Here is a 15729-nt window from a genome sequence, read left to right as displayed (position 1 = left end):
AGACTGACCTATGGATTACGAACGCGCCTTATTAGCGTTTTTTGTCTCTCTGGCTACAGTTTTAATTGTGACACCAATCGTCAAAAAGTTTGCAATTAAGATTGGTGCAGTGGACCAGCCGAATAAACGAAAAGTTCATGATAGAGTAATGCCTCGAATGGGCGGTTTGGCGATTTTTATTGGGGTAGCGGCTGGAGCACTAGCAGGCGGGCTGTTTCTACATAATAAAATTACAGCTATATCAGTTGGCGCTGTACTCATCGTCATTTTAGGTATATTTGATGATAAATATAATTTAAGTGCAAAATTTAAATTTCTTGTGCAAGTCCTCGTTGCTTGCTTAATCGTGAGCACGGGCTTAAAAATGGACTTTTTCTCTGTTCCTTTCTTAACAGATCGACTGGAGTTAGGATGGATGGCATATCCCCTGACTGTACTATGGATTGTTGGGATTACAAATGCGATCAATTTAATTGACGGATTAGATGGACTGGCTGCCGGAATTTCGGTTATCGGTTTAACCACGATTGCCGTCATGGCATTTTCTGCGGACAAGATACTGATTCTTTCGTTATCTCTTGTCGTCATTGGCAGTACCATCGGTTTTCTTTTTTATAACTTCCATCCAGCAAAAATATTTATGGGTGATACAGGGTCGTTATTTTTAGGCTATATGATCTCGGTCCTGTCACTTTTAGGATTGTACAAAAGTGTTACTTTGTTTAGTGTTGTTGTCCCTGTAATTATTTTAGGTGTGCCTATTTTTGATACGACCTTTGCGATCATCAGACGAATATTGAATAAACAGCCTATCTCAGCACCTGACAAATCACACATCCATCATCGACTGATGGCCTTTGGCTTATCACATCGAATGGCAGTGATTGTGATTTACATGATTGGCTTAGTCTTCAGCTTAAGCGCGATTTTGCTGACAAGTGCCACCATTTGGCTGTCATTGATCATCATCTTTTTACTGGTCATGTTTATGCAAGTTATTGCTGAAGTCACTGGTTTGGTGAACGAAGAGTTTAAACCATTTACGAAATTCTACAAACGTATGGTCAAAAGACAATAAAAAACAGCCCGCTTCCAAGGAACGGGCTGTTTTCCTATTATTGTCCTGATGTGCTGGTCGAAGGGGCCTGTGTATCGGCTGACCCTGTTGCATCAGAAGATGAATCGGTTTGTGTATTTGTTTCAGTTGAAGACGATTACTCAGCAGGAAGCTTTAAATGTGTCTTTAACTCATTTTGCACCTCAGCCAAGTTGGTTTGATCTGGCTCAAAGAAGTATGTTCGATTTGGTCCTAAATAAAGGTCTGATCCTTTAATAGATAATGTTTCAGTATCGTCTCCTTTAAAACCACTGTAAATTTGCTGTAGAGCAAGTCCTTCTTTGATGTGAAAGTTGGTTTTTATATGATCACTTACTTCTTTTGCGATATTATCCACGTTTGCAATGTTATGAGGTTTCGCCATTTGATCAATCATGGCACGTAAGATTTGTTTCTGACGATCGTTACGCCCGAAATCACCACGTGGATCTTGTTTTCTCATTCGTGCGTAAGCAAGTGCCTCTTCCCCGTTTAAATGCCTCTTCCCTTTTTTAAAGTAAATCTTTTTCGGTTTTTTGACGTCACTTTTTTCATTGAAGTCAAATGGAACGTCTATATCGATTCCCCCAACTTCATCAATGACATCCTTAAAACCGTCAAAGTCCACTGTTGCAAACTTGTCAATTGGGATATCCAAGAATTGTTCGACAGTGTCAATCGTTTCGTCTTTACCGCCTTTAGCAAATGCCGCATTGATCTTTACTTTATTTCCCGTTGTGTCACTAGCAAGCTGTACTCGTGTGTCACGGGGGATACTGACCATTTTCATCGTTTTATCCTGAGGATTAATCGTTGCGACGATGAGTGAATCTGAGCGGCCGTGATCACCATTTGTGGCGTAATCCTCTATGCCAACAAATAGGACAGAGAAAGGTTTTTTCTTTATATCAATGACAGCATCACGGAGTTTCGATTTCTCCCCACGCTCTAATTCATCATAAGTTTTGTCAGCAGCCTGGAGTGTATTCACAATCTTATAAACTGCAAATCCGCCCATGCAGATGAAGAGAAGCAAAAATAAGACCAGAATCCGTTTGAAAATCTTTTTCTTCTTACTCTTTTTCTTTCGTACACGCACTTTTACTCGTTGTGCCATTCATCTGTCTCCTTTATCGGACCAACGTCCTTTTCTAAATAAATCAATTCGCCTTCTTTAGTAACACTCTTTCCATTAGTTAACTCAGTCATCCATTCAATGAACTGCTCTGTTTGTGTTTCTTCTACATACGTTTCAAAAATCACATCTTCTGCATAATGGATGTCTTTTAGCTGAAAAGATGAGGCTCTAAGCTCATTCTCTACCTTTCCAAGCCATGTATAATCTATTGTTGTGTGCATCGTACGCATTAAACAGCGCTCTACCATACCAACATGATTAATTGCTTCAGACACAGATTTTCCGTACGCGCGAATTAATCCACCGGCACCTAGCTTAATACCGCCGAAATAACGAGTGACGACAACAACTGTATCTTTCAGCTTGCGTTTTTTAAGCACTTCAAGCATGGGTACCCCTGCCGTACCGCTTGGTTCACCATCATCATTTGCTTTTTGAATCAGATCATGTTCACCGATCAAATAGGCGGAACAATTATGAGTGGCGTTCCAATGTTGTTTTTTTATGGATTGTATAAAGGCTTGTGCTTCTTCTTCTGAGACAGCACGTTGTATATGACAAATAAAACGTGATTTTTCAATGACGATCTCATGCTCGCCACGGCTTTTGACTGTGAGATAGCGGTTCAGCAAAAGACATACCCTCCTGACAAGCAAATTGTAAGGCTAGAGAAAATTTGCATTGGTTTTAGAATTTTACAGCGTATTTTGTTATGATGATAGGAGCGGAAAAAGGGTCGTCATAAAAATTTCATGATTTATACGCATTCTTTCATTATAATTCGACATAAAATGCAGATCAATGACATTTATAATAAAAAAAGATGACATCACTGTTACGGGAGGGAAAAGCCATGACAACACCTAAAATGGATCCGAAGTTATTGGATTCAATCATCATGAAAATGCTAAGTACAGTTGATGGCAGTAAGGACGAAGTATTTAGAATCGGCGAACAGTCCCGTCAACAATATGAAAGCCTAGTAGAAGAGCTTAAGCAAATTAAACAGCAAGTCAACGAAGTAATTGATTTTGGGGATAAACTAGAAGTACATACGAGACATGCTAGAAATCGTTTATCTGAAGTCAGCAGAAACTTCAACAAATTCAGCGAAGAAGAAATACGAGAAGCCTATGAAAAAGCACATAACCTGCAAGTAGAATTGACCATGATCCAGCAGCGCGAAAAACAGCTGAGGGAAAGAAGAGATGATCTCGAAAGACGATTGTTAAGCTTACAAGACGTCATTGAACGTTCAGAAACGCTTGTGAGCCAGATCACGGTCGTCCTCAACTACTTGAACCAAGATTTACGTCAGGTCGGTGTTTTACTTGAAGATGCTCAGGCAAAACAAGATTTTGGACTAAGAATTATTGAAGCCCAGGAAGAAGAGCGCAAAAGGGTATCACGAGAAATCCATGATGGACCTGCTCAGATGCTGGCAAACGTGATGATGCGTTCAGAACTAATTGAACGAATTTTTAGAGACCGTGGAACAGAAGAAGGATTTAAAGAAATTAGAAGTCTAAGACAGAATGTGCGAAATGCACTGTACGAAGTGAGAAGAATCATTTATGATTTAAGACCGATGGCTTTAGATGATTTGGGTCTCATTCCGACACTGCGAAAATACTTAAACACAATTGAAGAATATGATGGAAAAACCAAAATTACGTTCCAGTGCTTAGGTGATACTGAAAGCGAAAGAATTGCTTCTCAATTTGAAGTGGCACTATTTAGACTAGCTCAAGAAGCTGTCACAAATTCTTTAAAGCATTCTGAAGCTGAAGAAATCTCTGTGAAGGTTGAAGTGACGAAAGACTTTGTCACCTTAATTATCAAAGACGATGGAAAAGGCTTTGATATGAAGGATGTTAAAACAAATAAAAACAAATCCTTTGGGTTACTTGGTATGAAAGAGCGCGTAGACTTACTAGAAGGTAAAATGACCATAGACTCAAAAATAGGTCTAGGGACATTCATCATGATTAGAGTACCGTTAACATTACAAAATAAAATTGTAAAATAGAGACAAAAGACATATTGACCATAAAGTTCAGGTGTAGAACAATAAACATGGGGAGGCGTAGCTTGTGACTAAAGTAAATATTGTAATTATCGATGACCACCAATTATTCCGTGAAGGTGTCAAACGGATTTTAGATTTTGAACCTACTTTTGAAGTAGTTGCAGAAGGAGACGACGGTGACGAAGCTGCACGTATCGTAGAACACTATCATCCGGATGTTGTCATTATGGACATTAATATGCCGAATGTAAATGGTGTGGAGGCTACAAAACAGCTAGTAGAGCTTTATCCCGAATCAAAAGTCATTATCCTATCTATTCATGACGATGAAAACTATGTGACACATGCATTAAAAACAGGAGCAAGAGGCTACTTGTTAAAAGAAATGGATGCAGATACCCTCATTGAAGCAGTAAAAGTAGTAGCTGACGGAGGCTCTTATTTACATCCGAAAGTCACTCATAACTTAGTAAATGAATTCCGACGCTTAGCAACAAGCGGCGTTTCAGCACATCCACAGCACGAGGTATATCCTGAAATTCGCAGACCACTTCATATCTTAACAAGACGTGAATGTGAAGTTCTTCAAATGTTAGCTGACGGAAAGAGCAACAGAGGTATTGGTGAGTCGCTCTTTATTAGTGAGAAAACAGTCAAAAACCACGTGAGTAACATTTTGCAAAAAATGAATGTAAATGACCGTACTCAAGCTGTTGTTGTAGCAATTAAAAACGGCTGGGTAGAAATGAGATAATGTTCCGAACAAGTACTCCTTTTTCGCCTGTTTTTAGTTCTCTCACATTCAAGTTAGAGAGCAATGATAGGCAGGTAAGGAGTCTTTTTCGGATATAGCGGGCTTGCCTATTGATTAGGCAAGCTTTTTTGATTAGTATTATAAATCTAGTGAAAAACAATGATCATTCTTTTTTAAAAAGCAACTTAACGGATAAGGAAGGTATTTAAGAATGAAAATAGCCGTTGTAACAGACAGTACTGCTTATATACCACAAGAACTACGTGATAAACATCATATTCATATGATCCCTCTGAATGTCATCTTTGGTACTGAATCATACCGTGAAGAAGTAGAAATGGATTGGAAGACATATTATGAAGAAGTCAAGAAACATAAAGATCTTCCAACAACCTCTCAGCCTGCTTTCGGTGAACTTATAGAATTATATGAAAAACTTAGCGAAACATATGATGCTGTGATTAGTATACATCTGTCAAGCGGAATTAGTGGAACATACAATAGTGCGGCCTCAGCGAATGAACTAGTTGACGGAATCGACATTTATCCGTTTGATACAGAGACTAGCTGTATGGCGCAAGGTTTTTATGTGTTAGAAGCTGCTGAAAAAATCCAAGATGGTGCTTCTCCAGAAGAAGTGATTTCCCATCTCAATTATCTGAAAGAAAATCAAAGAGCTTATTTTATGGTAGACGATTTAACTCATTTACAACGAGGCGGCAGATTAAATGGTGCTCAGGCTTTTATTGGAAGCCTCTTAAAGGTAAAGCCTATCTTGCATTTTGACAACAAGCTAATTGTCCCTTTTGAGAAGATTCGTACACGCAAAAAAGCCATTTCACGTATTTTTGAATTATTTGATGAAGATGCATCACGTGGTGTTCCAATGAGAGCAACTCTGATACATGGTAATAGAGAAGAAGAAGCAGATGAATTAATTGCGCACTTATTAGAAAAGTATCCTCATGTTGAATTTTATAAAAGCTACTTTGGTGCCGTGATTGGCACTCATCTAGGCGAAGGCTCTTTAGCACTTGGCTGGATCATTAGGTAGATATCAAAATCCCCTTTTCTCATGGAAAAGGGGATTTGTTTTTCTATTTTTACAATTAGACGAAAGGCCTTCTCTTTGTACATAATGGGTCAACATGAATGGAAAGGTAGTGCGTGAAATTGAATCTGGAAAAAGCAATGGAACTCAGTCACAAGCTACAATCAAGGCACCTTCTTCCTGTTGAATGTCAATGTACACAGTCCGAATTGGAGTGGCTGGAGAATCAAGGATTTATCCATAGAACACCTGCAGTCGATAGGGTGGCGAGTGGTTTGATCTGCTGCCGGTGCGGTGTATCAAACAAGCGCTACTTTGCCCTCTCTCCGTGTGAAACATGTAAAAAAGACTGTGTATACTGTAGATCCTGCATCATGCTGGGAAAAGTAAGCGAATGTGGCTTTCTCTACGAATGGACGGGTCCACAAAAGAAAGAAACAAGACAAGTTGAATTAACATGGCAGGGAGAGCTTTCTAAAGGGCAAAAGAGAGCGTCCGATAGGCTAGTAGAAGCAATCCAAAACAAATTTGATCTGCTCGTTTGGGCTGTTTGTGGTGCGGGGAAAACGGAGGTGCTTTTTCATGGAATAAAATATGCGCTAAATAACGGAATGAGTGTTTGTATTGCGACGCCTAGAACCGATGTTGTACTTGAGCTTGAACCTCGAATGAGAAAGGCATTTCAAGGACTGAATATAGCTGCACTTTATGGCGGGAGTTCTCAAAGATTTCAAATGGCGCCGCTTATGATCGCTACAACCCATCAGCTAATGAGATATAAAAACGCCTTTGATGTCCTCATTGTAGACGAAGTCGATGCTTTTCCTTATTCAATAGATGAACGGCTTCAGTTTGCTGTTTTAAAGTCAATGAAAAAAACAGGAGTTAGAATTTACTTAAGTGCCACACCATCTAAAAAAATGCAAAAAGATGTTGCTCGTAGACAATTAGAAGCGATCAAAATTCCTCTGCGCTTCCACCAAAAACCGTTGCCTGTCCCAACATTTCAATGGGTTGGAGATTGGAAAAAGAAATTAAAAAGAAATCGGCTTCCAGCATCTACAATGAACTGGCTGCATGAACATATCACAAAGAAAAAAAGAGTGTTACTCTTTGTTCCTTCTATTTCTACTATGAAGAAGGTAACTCATATTCTTCAAGGTCAAGATGTAAATGTACAGGGTGTTTCTGCGGATGATCAAGAAAGGAAGCAAAAAGTCCAGCATTTCAGAGATCATAGATACGATGTATTGGTTACAACAACTATTCTAGAAAGAGGCGTTACCATTCAAGATGTTCAAGTGGGCGTCTTAGGTGCGGAATCTCCTATTTTTACAGAAAGTGCACTTGTTCAAATTTCTGGTAGAGCAGGGAGACATCCAGATTTTTTTAACGGAGACGTGTACTTTTTTCATTTTGGCTTAACGAGAAGTATGAAACAAGCAAAGAAACATATCGTAAAAATGAATAATACAGCTGAAAAAGAGTTTTCTGAAAAATAGTGTGGGTTCAACTAAATCATGGTACATTATATTCACAAAACACAAATGGCAGGAGAGACAAAATATGCTACTCAACGCAAAAGAAATACTACTTAAAGAAATTCTCTATCAATATCTCAACCAATTAAACATGATTTGTCATTGTGAAAAATGTATAGAAGATGTATTAGCCATTTCTCTAAATCAAGTGAAACCGCAATATATAACAGATATCGATAAAATATCCTACAGTAAATCCGAGATGGTGGATAAACAGAAGAATACGGCGATGCTCGTCATTCTGACAGAAGCAGCTTCAACGGTCACTACATATCCAAGGTGCGAAAATCATTTGTCGTTGAACAAAGAAAAGCATTGATTTGTCCAATTTGTGAGAGCCATTTTGTGGCTGCTTTTACATGGAAATCATTCCTACTATTAAATGAAGATCGTTTATGTGTAGCATGTAAGAACCACCTCATGAAGATTCAAGGTCCTACTTGTCCCAAATGCGGAAGAGCGCAATCAAATGATCAATTGTGTCATGATTGTTCAAGGTGGAATAAACGACGGGATTTTGCTGAGATTCTTGTAATGAATCGGTCTGTTTATGCTTACAACGACTTTATGAAAGATGTTCTAGCTCGATTTAAATTTCGAGGTGATACGGCTTTAGCTGATCTATTTAAAAAAGATGTACAGTCAGCGTTTAAACGTTCTTTTTCAATCAAAGAACCGGTGCTTGTCCCAATTCCTTTGAGTAAAGAGAGATTAAAGGAAAGAGGATTCAATCAGTCAATGATGCTTGCTTCCATGATTGGCGGACCTATATTGGAGCCACTTATAAAAGTACATCAAAGGAAGCAGTCTAAGAAAAGAAAAAATGAACGTTTACATCAACAGAAGTTGTTTCAATTAAGGCAGGCAAACCCGATCGTTCTAAAGGATATCATATTAATCGATGATATTTATACAACTGGGGCGACAGTCTATCATGCAGCAAAAATTTTAAAAGACGCAGGCGCCAAAAGTGTTTCCTCTTTTACGTTGATTCGTAGTTAAAAATCATGACAATCAACCGATATTAAGAAAAGAAAATAACGTAAGGGGTTTTGGTTATGAATCAATTGGCAAACTGTCCACAATGTAATCAGTTATTTTTAAAAACCACCATCCAAACGGTTTGTAACAAATGCTTTGAAGAAGAAGAACGTTCTTTTGATATCGTTTATAAATTCTTGCGTAAGCAAAGTAATAGACAATCAACCATTGCTGAAATAGTAGACGCAACAGAAGTTGATGAAGAATTAATCCTGAAATTTATCCGTTTGAAAAGACTTCAAATTAGTCAATTCCCTAATATCAATTATCCTTGTGAAAGATGCGGCCAACCGATCAGGAAAAACAAGCTGTGTAGCCATTGTGAAAAGGATATAAAGACGCAAATCAGCCAAATGGACCAAGAAGAAGAGCGTAAAAGGGAGATTGAATCTAGGAAAAAAGACACCTATTATGCCATTAATCCTAAAAACGACTGATTCCCTAAACTAAGTTGCAGTTTGGTCGATAAAATGGATAGAATCAAGACAGACTGTAACGGAAAGCGAGAGGAATCCCGTGAAAATTAATCGATATGGAACACAACCAGTAAATCCTTACAAGAAAACATATGAGAAACAAACGTTGCAATCGAATCAAGCAAAATCAACTGACAAAGTCGAAATTTCTAAAAAGGCAATCGAAATGCAAAAGGTGCCGAATATCATGAAAGAACGTCAAGATAAAATAGACCAAATTAAAAAAAGCATTGAAGCCGGAACATATCAAGTAGATACCAAAGGCATTGCAGATAAAATGTTGAATTTTTATAAACAACAATAACAAAAGGGAGTAGCGTGAATGTCAGTAAAAATAATGATTGAAGAACTGCACCGTCTCTACGGATTACATGAACAGCTTCTAAAGCTGTCTAAGAATAAAACAGAAATGCTGAAAAATAATGAGATCGATGCTCTTTCAGAGGTTCTGAACCTTGAGCAAAAATATATTCAGGCCATTTCACAATTAGAAGAAAAGCGGATTGAAGCAGCAGTTCAATTTTTACAAAGTGATCAATCGCCGACAATCACCGCATGCATCGAAAAAGCTACAGGAACGGATCAAGAAGAGCTTATTTCGTTATATGAGAAGCTGAATGACATCATGGTGGAACTGAAAGATGTAAACGAACTGAACAAACAGCTTATTCAGCAGTCACTTCAATTTATTTCACTGACATTCGATCTTGTGAATCCTAACAAAGAAAATATGAATTACGGACAAAATGGTCTTGAGAGTTCAAAGCCTAAACAGCATAGGGCTTTGTTTGATTCAAAGGCGTAAACAAGGAGGATATCTATGGGTTCTACATTCATGGGACTAGAAACGGCAAAACGAGGAATCACAGCCCAGCGTGCAGGGCTTTATGTCACATCAAACAACGTATCCAATGCAAATACTGATGGCTACTCAAGACAGAGAGTTACCTTTAAAGCAGAGAATCCTTACCCAGTGATTTCTGTTTATGATGGCAAGACATACGGCCAAATGGGGACAGGTGTCCAAGTTGGAACTGTTGAAAGAATTCGAGACAGCTTTTTAGATCTTCAGTATAGAGATCATAACAATAACTTGTCTTATTATGCGACGAAGTCTGATGCTCTTTCACAAATGGAAGGAGTGATGAATGATTTGACAGATGAAGGCTTGAATAGAGCCTTTGATAATCTCTGGAAATCATTACAAGTCTTATCGGAATCGAAAAATGCTGATACTGCTTCAGCCCGTACAGTTGTTAAGACAAGTGCTCAGGCTTTAGTAGATCAATTCCGCCTGCTAAATTCTTCTTTAACAACGATACAAAAGAATTTAAAAACTGAACTCGATTCAACGGCAAAAAATGTGAACACCCTATTAACTCAAATTGATGAAGTGAATAAACAGATTGCAACAGTTGAGCCAAATGGTTATCTTCCCAATGATCTTTATGATACGCGCGACGCTCTTATAGATCAGCTTTCCTCACTTGTTGATATTAAAGTGAGCTACAACCCTTCTGGAGGAAATGCTCTGGAAATTGCTGAAGGAACCGTTAACATCGATATTATCGGTGCAAATGGACAATCTGCTGGAACAATTTTAAATGGCATTACCAATGAAAAATCTGAATTGCAACTTTCCTATGATAATACGACAGGACTTGTTAACTCACTCCAATTTGGAACGACAACCATCGCAGCTGATCAATTACAAGTGAATGGTAAAGTAAAAGCACTTGTTGAGGCGTATGGCTATATGTCTAATGGAGCTGAAAAAGGCATGTACCCGGATATGCTTGCTGAGCTGGATGAAGTAGCAAAAGTATTTATGGATACTTTTAACGACGTCCATAAGCAAGGGTACACGTTAAATGGCACAAGTGGACAAGACTTTTTCGATATTGAGAATAACAATGATTTGAATAAAGGCTTGGCAGCACGTATCAAAGTGAGTGACGTGATTTTAGCATCGACAGATAACATTGCTGCATCTCTTAATCAAACGCAAGGTGATGGTTCGAATGCTACGAAATTAGCTAATATTCAAAACTTAAAGCTGCCAATCGGCGGAACTACCACTACGATTCAGGATTACTATCAGAATGTTATTGCTGAAATGGGGATACAAGCTAAAAAGAACATGACGCTTGAAAGCAGTTCAGCTGCTCTTGTGAATTCAGCCAATGAACGCAGGATGTCAACTAGTGCTGTATCTATAGATGAAGAAATGACGAACATGATTCAATTTCAGCATGCGTATAATGCAGCAGCAAGAATTATGACGATGCAAGACGAAGTATTAGATAAAATAATAAACGGCATGGGAGTCGTAGGAAGGTAGGGTAACTGATGCGAGTCACGCAAAGTATGATTTCTCAAAATTCACTTCGAAATATTAGCAAAAGTTATGAAAAACTCTCTAAAATTAATGAGCAGGCACAGTCTGGAAAACGTTTCACAAAAACGTCTGATGATCCTGTTGCAGCAGTGAAAAGTCTTCAGTATAGTACAGCCATGTTTCGAAATGAGCAATACCAAACTAATTTAAATGAGGCGCGAAACTGGATTGATACATCTGAAACAAGTGTCACTGAAATAATTGATATCATGTCAAATATACGAGATAAAGTACTCGATGCGGCCAATGGAACAAAACAGCCAGAAGATTTAGCTGCTATCGGAGTGGAAATTGGTCAGATGAAGAATCAAATCATTGATGCAATGAACACGCAGATGTTAGGTAAGTTTGTTTTTAATGGGACGAATACCAATGTTAAACCAGTTGTAGAGAATGCAGATGGTACGTTTACATTTAACTTTGAAAACTATACAGATGCAAACGTGGTTCAGTCGAACATTTCTGATGGAATCACATTAAATGTGAATTCAAATCCTCTTTCAGCTTTTGGTGGGCAATCTGCCAGTGGTCAAAATGTCATTGAAATGCTGACTGATTTAGAAAACTCATTAAAAAATGGAACGTTTACAAATTCAGATGATGCATTAGGAAATATCGATCAGTTTAAAGAGGTGATGAGTGCTGAGCGTTCAGATCTTGGGGCTAGATCCAATCGTATCGACTTAGTCGGGAGCCGTTTGACTTCGCAATTTGAAGTGCTGAAAAAGGCTAAATCAGATGCCGAAGATGTAGAAAGTGAAAAAGCCATTCTTGATCTTCTTCAACAAGAGACTGTGAATAGAGCTGCTTTAGCGACGACAGCTAAAGTGATTCAGCCATCCCTTGTCGATTTCTTAAGATAAGAAAAAGCATCCGTTGGGTGCTTTTTTGCATCATGGAGGTGAACCTATGCAAATTCCTAAATTGTTAATGGAGCAAACTTATGCGAAGCTACAAATGTCGACAACCCCTTCCAAGCAAGAAGTAGAGCAGCCAAGAGCGGAGCTTGAGATTCAGCAGCCAAGAGCTGTCATGAATATCACAAGGACACCGTCGAAATTAACCATAGATCAAACCGAGGCATTTGCCGATATGGATATTAAGTCGATTTTTAGGCGTTCTGAGGAATGGGCGGCTGAGGGGAAACGTGCGATTGGAGAAGGAATGGGACGTAGAGCGGAAGAAGGAAGTGAACTCATCAAGATCGAGAATGGTGGGAATGCGATTGCTGAGTTTGCGAAAATCAACGGCAGTCCTCCAGCAAAACAATTCAACATCGGTGTGATTCCTTCATTTTTTAGTGTGAAAATTCATTATGAGCCATCTGAACTTAAAATTGATGTGGAGCCGCAAAAAGCTATTATAGAGGCAACACCTCATAAACCAATTGTTAACTACCAGCCAGGTAAAGTTCATATTGATATGTTACAATACCCAGAATTAAAAATAGAAGTTGACGAAACAGGTCAAAATGGTGATAAGGTATAGTTAAGAAAAATGAAAAAGGTCGTGAATTATGATCATTCAAACAAAATACCATGGCGAAGTGACGATTAAAGAGGAGCAAATCATTCACTTCTCTAATGGGATACCAGGATTTCTGGATCAAAAACAATTTGTCATTTTACCTTTATCAGAAGAATCCCCATTTTTAGTTCTCCAATCTTTGGAAAATACAGAACTAGGCTTTATTGTCAGCAGCCCATTTTTGTTCTTCAATCAATATGAATTTGACTTAGAAGAATCGGTTGTAGACATTCTTGGGGTAGAAGATGCCAATGATGTGGAAGTCATGGTTATTTTAACAATGGGATCTTCTATTGAAAAAACGACAGCCAATTTAAGAGCGCCTATTATTGTGAATCGGAAAAACATGAAAGCCAAGCAGGTCATTTTGCATGATTCAGCCTATCATACAAAACATTTGCTAGAGGTGGCTTCCTCATGTTAGTTCTATCTCGTAAATTAAATCAATCGATTCAAATAGGCGACGATATTGAAGTTAAAATTATTGCGATTGAAGGCGACCAAGTAAAAGTCGGAATTGAGGCTCCTAAGCATATTGATATTCACAGGAAGGAAGTATACCTGTCTATTCAAGAAGAAAACAGCCGTGCTGCTAGCTTGTCCTTTGATCTACTTTCTCAATTATCCTCACAAAAAAAGTGAGGATTTTTTTATCCTATTTGTCTATCCTCCTCCGTGTGAAACCGTAGAAGTACATCATCTATATGAAACTTTAACAAATCGGGCCATCTATATTTAATTTAATAATTCAAAGCCGATATAAAAGATAGATCAAAGCACAGGAGCTGAATAACTATGTCTGTTGGTAAGTTGACTTCGCTAGAGCCACTGATTGATGCATTTCAAACCCGTGTTACGAATCATCAAAATGACAATGCAAACACTGATTTACAAGCAAATGGAAAAGTCGTTTCAAAAGAAGAAATTGAGAAAACGCTTCAAGGAGCAAATAAGCTGATTGAACCTACTCAATTTCATCTTCAATTTGAATTGCATGAAAAACTCAATGAATATTATGTCAAAGTCGTAGATAACCAAACCGAAGAAGTCATTAGAGAGATTCCTTCCAAAGAATGGCTTGATTTCTATGCGGCAATGACAGAGATTGTCGGTTTATTTGTCGATAAAAGAATGTAATTGAAGGGAGAACATAAACCATGGTTAATCGAATTACTGGATTTTCTAATGTATTTGATATTGATGAAATCGTCTCAAAGTTAATGAAAACTGAGCAAGCACCTCTTGATAAAATGACACGTCAGAAACAAACACTTGAATGGCAAAGAGACAGCTATCGCGAGGTCAATTCAAAGGTCAAAGAATTAGATGATCTCATTGCCAAACTAAATTTAACATATCCGAGTACTTATGGCGCAAAAAAGGTCACTAGCTCCAATGAATCTGCTGTCACAGCAACTGGCTCAACAAATGCTACCTCTGGCTCGATTAATGTGACCCAACTAGCGACAGCATCCGTATTCAAATCTTCTAGTCCATCTGGATTTACTGCTTCAAACGGTACGTTTACGTTTGAGGTGACGACACCAGATTCTACAACACCTAAAACAGTTACCATTAATACAACTGATACAGATACCCTTGATTCAATCGTGTCAAAATTGAACAACGCTCAACTAGGTGTCACGGCTTATAAAGGCCAGATCTTTGATGGAACCAACTACGTAGATACGATCGCTCTGACTTCGCGTACGACTGGTGAAGGTGTCAGTATTAAGGCAGCAGATGGCAATTCTGCTTCATTTTTAACGCAATTAGGATTCCAAGTGGATGGAGATAATAAATTAGTTGCGACTACTCAAGGGCAGAAAGCGCAATACGAAATTAATGGTCTCAAAATGGAAAATAACAATAATACCTTCACGCAGGCTGGTATCACATATGAACTTAAAGGAACAACAGATAAGCCTGTCAGTTTGAACGTTTCAACAGATGTCGATGCCATCTTTGATAAAATCAAACAATTCGTTGATAAATACAATGAACTTGTTGAAGAGATCAATGGTAAAGTCAATGAAAAAAGAAATAGAGACTACTATCCATTAACAGCTGAAGAGAAAAAAGCCATGTCTGACAAAGAAGTCGAGCTATGGGAAACGACTGCGAAGTCAGGCTTGTTGAGAAGTGATTCAATTTTACGATCTGGTGCATCTAAATTAAGAAGTGATTTTTATGTTGATATTACGACAAGTGATGGGAATAAAATTCACATGACACAAATCGGAATTGCCACTTCAGATAAATATAAAGATGGCGGAAAGCTTGTCATTGATGAACCGAAGCTAAGAAAAGCTATTCAAGAAGACCCACAAAAGATTAGTCAAATATTTATGTCAGGTTCGCTAAATGTAGATTCAAAAGATAAAGATAAAGCGCAGCAGCAATATAAAGAACAAGGAATCATTCATCGTATCAAAAATTCCTTATCAGCCTTCTCGAAGAGCATTCAGACAAAGGCTGGTAGCACAACGATGGCATCAAAAGAATACGGACTTGGTAAGGACCTTGATTCTTTGACCGAACGAATGAGTACATTCCAAGATCGTTTAAAAATGGTGGAAGCTCGTTACTACAAAAAGTTTAACGCCATGGATAGTGCGATTCAAAAGCTAAACAACCAATCTGGCTATCTTTCTCAACTGCTTGGACAATAATTGGAG

Annotated in this window: 18 protein-coding genes and 2 pseudogenes; 18 read left to right on the top strand and 2 right to left on the bottom strand. The window is 38.2% G+C overall.

The features are described from left to right. The first annotated feature begins 10 nt into the window (after positions 1–10). Entirely contained in the window at positions 11–1078 is a 1068-nt protein-coding gene (locus ACSBQP_RS11030) for a glycosyltransferase family 4 protein (RefSeq protein WP_007499956.1), read from the top strand. Positions 1079–1115: 37 nt separating this feature from the next. On the opposite strand, the pseudogene ACSBQP_RS11025 reads toward ACSBQP_RS11030, so the two are convergent. Both ACSBQP_RS11025 and ACSBQP_RS11020 read right to left on the bottom strand, forming a co-directional pair. Further along, positions 1116–2213 (bottom strand): annotated as a pseudogene (locus ACSBQP_RS11025) (LCP family protein). Further along, positions 2198–2866, bottom strand: a complete 669-nt coding sequence (locus ACSBQP_RS11020; protein ID WP_017357860.1) for a YigZ family protein — start codon at positions 2864–2866, stop codon at positions 2198–2200. Before ACSBQP_RS11020 ends, ACSBQP_RS11025 begins: the two are co-directional and overlap by 16 nt. Before the next feature lie 221 nt (positions 2867–3087). Here ACSBQP_RS11020 and ACSBQP_RS11015 point away from each other — a divergent pair, with 221 nt between their 5' ends. The 17 genes and pseudogenes from ACSBQP_RS11015 to ACSBQP_RS10935 all read left to right on the top strand — a co-directional run bounded on the left by ACSBQP_RS11015 (position 3088) and on the right by ACSBQP_RS10935 (position 15723). Beyond that, a complete protein-coding gene (locus ACSBQP_RS11015) occupies positions 3088–4263 on the top strand; it encodes a sensor histidine kinase (RefSeq protein ID WP_003213166.1) in 1176 nt (391 codons plus the stop codon). 64 nt (positions 4264–4327) lie between these two features. Continuing rightward, positions 4328–5017, top strand: a complete 690-nt coding sequence (degU, locus tag ACSBQP_RS11010; RefSeq protein ID WP_008348273.1) for a two-component system response regulator DegU — start codon at positions 4328–4330, stop codon at positions 5015–5017. Positions 5018–5228: 211 nt separating this feature from the next. Continuing rightward, positions 5229–6071 carry a DegV family protein gene (locus ACSBQP_RS11005; RefSeq protein WP_007499966.1) on the top strand — a complete coding sequence of 281 codons (843 nt, stop codon included), beginning with the start codon at positions 5229–5231 and terminating at the stop codon, positions 6069–6071. Between the two features lie 119 nt (positions 6072–6190). Continuing rightward, positions 6191–7570 (top strand): DEAD/DEAH box helicase, encoded by a 1380-nt coding sequence (locus ACSBQP_RS11000; protein ID WP_416232603.1) that lies wholly within the window; start codon positions 6191–6193, stop codon positions 7568–7570. A gap of 64 nt (positions 7571–7634) precedes the next feature. Next, complete coding sequence (locus ACSBQP_RS10995) at positions 7635–7928, top strand: late competence development ComFB family protein (RefSeq protein ID WP_099496873.1); 294 nt, start codon at positions 7635–7637, stop codon at positions 7926–7928. Beyond that, a pseudogene (locus ACSBQP_RS10990) lies at positions 7889–8092 on the top strand (hypothetical protein); the annotation flags it as partial. The gene ACSBQP_RS10995 and the pseudogene ACSBQP_RS10990, both read left to right, overlap by 40 nt. Before the next feature lie 51 nt (positions 8093–8143). Next, a complete protein-coding gene (locus ACSBQP_RS10985; protein ID WP_017357863.1) occupies positions 8144–8611 on the top strand; it encodes a ComF family protein in 468 nt (155 codons plus the stop codon). Between the two features lie 56 nt (positions 8612–8667). Beyond that, positions 8668–9087 carry a TIGR03826 family flagellar region protein gene (locus tag ACSBQP_RS10980; protein ID WP_017357864.1) on the top strand — a complete coding sequence of 140 codons (420 nt, stop codon included), beginning with the start codon at positions 8668–8670 and terminating at the stop codon, positions 9085–9087. Positions 9088–9166: 79 nt separating this feature from the next. Beyond that, positions 9167–9430 (top strand): flagellar biosynthesis anti-sigma factor FlgM, encoded by a 264-nt coding sequence (gene flgM, locus ACSBQP_RS10975; RefSeq protein WP_003213252.1) that lies wholly within the window; start codon positions 9167–9169, stop codon positions 9428–9430. Positions 9431–9448: 18 nt separating this feature from the next. After that, positions 9449–9931, top strand: coding sequence for a flagellar protein FlgN (locus tag ACSBQP_RS10970; protein WP_007499977.1), 483 nt, complete (start codon positions 9449–9451; stop codon positions 9929–9931). 15 nt (positions 9932–9946) lie between these two features. Beyond that, a complete protein-coding gene (flgK, locus tag ACSBQP_RS10965) occupies positions 9947–11467 on the top strand; it encodes a flagellar hook-associated protein FlgK (protein WP_138826534.1) in 1521 nt (506 codons plus the stop codon). An 8-nt stretch (positions 11468–11475) separates the two neighbouring features. Further along, positions 11476–12387 carry a flagellar hook-associated protein FlgL gene (gene flgL / locus ACSBQP_RS10960; RefSeq protein WP_008348257.1) on the top strand — a complete coding sequence of 304 codons (912 nt, stop codon included), beginning with the start codon at positions 11476–11478 and terminating at the stop codon, positions 12385–12387. A 46-nt stretch (positions 12388–12433) separates the two neighbouring features. After that, a complete protein-coding gene (locus tag ACSBQP_RS10955) occupies positions 12434–13012 on the top strand; it encodes a DUF6470 family protein (protein ID WP_138826532.1) in 579 nt (192 codons plus the stop codon). Between the two features lie 28 nt (positions 13013–13040). Continuing rightward, entirely contained in the window at positions 13041–13475 is a 435-nt protein-coding gene (gene fliW / locus ACSBQP_RS10950) for a flagellar assembly protein FliW (RefSeq protein WP_148779771.1), read from the top strand. Beyond that, on the top strand, positions 13469–13693 hold the full coding sequence (gene csrA / locus ACSBQP_RS10945) for a carbon storage regulator CsrA (protein WP_008348252.1): 225 nt from the start codon (positions 13469–13471) through the stop codon (positions 13691–13693). The genes fliW and csrA overlap by 7 nt, the downstream gene beginning before the upstream one ends. A 153-nt stretch (positions 13694–13846) precedes the next feature. Continuing rightward, positions 13847–14188 carry a flagellar protein FlaG gene (flaG, locus tag ACSBQP_RS10940; RefSeq protein WP_007499987.1) on the top strand — a complete coding sequence of 114 codons (342 nt, stop codon included), beginning with the start codon at positions 13847–13849 and terminating at the stop codon, positions 14186–14188. A 20-nt stretch (positions 14189–14208) separates the two neighbouring features. Next, a complete protein-coding gene (locus tag ACSBQP_RS10935; protein WP_148779770.1) occupies positions 14209–15723 on the top strand; it encodes a flagellar hook-associated protein 2 in 1515 nt (504 codons plus the stop codon). The last annotated feature ends 6 nt before the right edge of the window (positions 15724–15729 follow it).

This window comes from Bacillus sp. G402 (assembly GCF_051172515.1).
GTDB classification, from domain to species: domain Bacteria; phylum Bacillota; class Bacilli; order Bacillales; family Bacillaceae; genus Bacillus; species Bacillus altitudinis.
This window is presented reverse-complemented; position numbering and strand designations above follow the sequence as displayed.

Bases quoted from the DNA above. Each gene is read 5' to 3' on its own strand.
- ACSBQP_RS10995 (WP_099496873.1), top strand. From the start codon at position 7,635: ATGCTACTCAACGCAAAAGAAATACTACTTAAAGAAATTCTCTATCAA.
- flgL (WP_008348257.1), top strand. From the start codon at position 11,476: ATGCGAGTCACGCAAAGTATGATTTCTCAAAATTCACTTCGAAATATT.
- ACSBQP_RS10955 (WP_138826532.1), top strand. From the start codon at position 12,434: ATGCAAATTCCTAAATTGTTAATGGAGCAAACTTATGCGAAGCTACAA.
- flaG (WP_007499987.1), top strand. From the start codon at position 13,847: ATGTCTGTTGGTAAGTTGACTTCGCTAGAGCCACTGATTGATGCATTT.
- fliW (WP_148779771.1), top strand. From the start codon at position 13,041: ATGATCATTCAAACAAAATACCATGGCGAAGTGACGATTAAAGAGGAG.
- ACSBQP_RS11015 (WP_003213166.1), top strand. From the start codon at position 3,088: ATGACAACACCTAAAATGGATCCGAAGTTATTGGATTCAATCATCATG.
- ACSBQP_RS10985 (WP_017357863.1), top strand. From the start codon at position 8,144: ATGAATCGGTCTGTTTATGCTTACAACGACTTTATGAAAGATGTTCTA.
- ACSBQP_RS11005 (WP_007499966.1), top strand. From the start codon at position 5,229: ATGAAAATAGCCGTTGTAACAGACAGTACTGCTTATATACCACAAGAA.
- flgK (WP_138826534.1), top strand. From the start codon at position 9,947: ATGGGTTCTACATTCATGGGACTAGAAACGGCAAAACGAGGAATCACA.
- ACSBQP_RS11030 (WP_007499956.1), top strand. From the start codon at position 11: ATGGATTACGAACGCGCCTTATTAGCGTTTTTTGTCTCTCTGGCTACA.
- ACSBQP_RS10970 (WP_007499977.1), top strand. From the start codon at position 9,449: ATGTCAGTAAAAATAATGATTGAAGAACTGCACCGTCTCTACGGATTA.
- ACSBQP_RS10980 (WP_017357864.1), top strand. From the start codon at position 8,668: ATGAATCAATTGGCAAACTGTCCACAATGTAATCAGTTATTTTTAAAA.
- csrA (WP_008348252.1), top strand. From the start codon at position 13,469: ATGTTAGTTCTATCTCGTAAATTAAATCAATCGATTCAAATAGGCGAC.
- ACSBQP_RS10935 (WP_148779770.1), top strand. From the start codon at position 14,209: ATGGTTAATCGAATTACTGGATTTTCTAATGTATTTGATATTGATGAA.